This window comes from Achromobacter insuavis (assembly GCF_902859645.1).
Classification (GTDB): domain Bacteria; phylum Pseudomonadota; class Gammaproteobacteria; order Burkholderiales; family Burkholderiaceae_B; genus Achromobacter; species Achromobacter insuavis.
Map to the genome: position 1 here is coordinate 1 of NZ_CADIJR010000176.1, position 2,031 is coordinate 2,031.

Annotated in this window: 3 protein-coding genes; all 3 read left to right on the top strand. The window is 74.7% G+C overall.

Annotated features, from left to right (window positions below; all coding sequences use genetic code 11):
* Positions 1–549: molybdopterin cofactor-binding domain-containing protein (locus tag H0523_RS31920; RefSeq protein ID WP_180180317.1), on the top strand; the 549-nt coding region annotated here is incomplete at its 5' end.
* A complete protein-coding gene (locus H0523_RS31925; protein ID WP_054434729.1) occupies positions 546–1,580 on the top strand; it encodes an XdhC family protein in 1,035 nt (344 codons plus the stop codon). The genes H0523_RS31920 and H0523_RS31925, both read left to right, overlap by 4 nt.
* Positions 1,581–1,587: 7 nt before the next feature.
* On the top strand, positions 1,588–2,031 hold a 444-nt coding region (locus tag H0523_RS31930), incomplete at its 3' end, for an NTP transferase domain-containing protein (protein WP_180180318.1).

Consider the following 2,031-nt stretch of genomic DNA (forward strand, 5'->3'; position numbering starts at 1 on the left):
GGCGCGGCGGGCAGCCGCGGCCGGCCCGCCGCCGACGGCCGCCTGCACGGGCGCGGCGTGGCCTACGCGCGCTACGTGCACAGCAAGTTCCCCGGCTTCGGCGCCGCCTGGGCGGCCTGGGTCATCGACCTGAGCGTGGACCCGGCCAGCGGCCGCATCGCCCTGGCGCGCGTGGTGGTCGGCCAGGACACCGGCATGATCGTCAACCCCGATGGCGTGCGCCACCAGATCCATGGCAACATCAACCAGACCCTGAGCCGCTGCCTGCTCGAACGCGTGCAGTTCGACGCGGCCGGCGTGGTCAGCCGCGAATGGGGCGGCTACCCCATCATCGGTTTCAAGGACCTGCCGCCCATCGACGTGCTGCTGATGCCGCGCCAGGACGAACCGCCCATGGGCGCCGGCGAATCCGCCTCGGTCCCCGGGCCCGCGGCCATCGCCAACGCCCTGTTCGACGCCACCGGCCGGCGCTTCCACCAGGCGCCCTTCACGCCCGACGTGGTGCGCGCCGCCCTCGCCCATCCAGACCGCTCCCCGAGGTCCGCATGATTGATATCGACACCCTGGTCCTGCAGCAGGCCGCGCAATGGCAGCGCGACGGCGTGCCCGCGTGGCTCGTCACCGTGGCGCGCACCTGGGGCTCGTCGCCGCGGCCGCCGGGCGCGCTGATGGCCCTGAACGCCCGCGGCGAGGTCGCCGGCTCGGTGTCCGGCGGCTGCATCGAGGACGATCTGGTGGCGCGCGTGCGCGCCGGCGCGGCCCCGGCGGCGCGGCCCGAGGTGCTGCGCTACGGCGTGCACGCCGACCAGGCGCGCCAGTTCGGCCTGCCCTGCGGCGGCACCCTCGAACTGGTGATGGAACGCATCGGTCCCGCCAGCCAGCTGCCGGCGCTGCGCGATCACTGCCTGCGCCGCGACTGCATCGAGCGCGAGCTGGACCTGGCCACCGGCGCCGTCAGCCTGCGCCCCGGCCCCGCCGATGGGCTGCCGCGCCTGACGGCCGCCGCCTTCACCTCGCACTTCGGCCCGTCGGTGCGGCTGATCGTGATCGGCGCCGGCGACACCACCGGCTATCTGTGCCAGATCGCGCTGACGCTCGGCTTCGAGGTCATCGTCTGCGATCCGCGCGACACCCAGTCGCCGGCCTGGACAATGCCCGGCGCGGTCCACAGCCGCGAGATGCCCGACGACCTGATCCTGCGCCTGCGGCCCGACCGCCGCACCGCCATCATCGCGCTGAGCCACGATCCCAAGCTCGACGACCTGGCGCTGATCGACGCCCTGCAGTCGCAAGCGTTCTACGTCGGCGCGATCGGCTCGCGCCGCAACAGCGACGCGCGCCGCGCGCGGCTGCGCGAGCATTTCGACCTGGGCGACGCCGACCTGGCGCGGTTGCGCGGCCCCGCCGGCCTCTATATCGGCAGCAAGACGCCCGCCGAGATCGCGCTATCGATCATGGCCGAGATCGTCGCCGCCAAGAACGGCGTGGCGCGCGGCGCGCTCGACAGCGTGGCCGCCGGCAAGGCGCGCGACGGCGTCCGCATCGCTCCTGTCGATCTGGCCACCGCCTGCCCCCTCTGATTACGCCATGCCCGCCCCCATTGCCGCCATCATCCTCGCCGCCGGGCAGGGATCGCGCCTGGGCGGCCGCGCCAAGCCGGCGCTGCGCATCGACGGCGTGAGCCTGCTGGAACGGCTGGCCCGCGGCCTGCGCGACGCGGGCGTCGCGCCGGTGCGCGCCGTCATCGGCCCCTATGCGGATATCCTGATGCCGCTGGCGCAACGCGCCGCGATCGCGCCGCTGGCGCAGGCGCTGCCGGACGCCTCGCTCGCCGATTCCCAGCGCCTGGCGCTGCGCGAACACGTCCGCGCCCATCCCGACCATGACCTGCTGCTGGTGCTGGCCGACCTGCCCCTGCTCGACGCGAACGCCATCGCCGACCTGCTGGCGCAATGGCGCGCCTGCGCGCCCGGCGCAGACAGCCTGCGCCCGCGCGTGGACGGCGCGCCGGGCCATCCGCTGCTGCTGTCG

Excerpts from the sequence above, each read along its gene's own strand:
- H0523_RS31925 (WP_054434729.1), top strand. The coding sequence starts at position 546 with ATGATTGATATCGACACCCTGGTCCTGCAGCAGGCCGCGCAATGGCAG.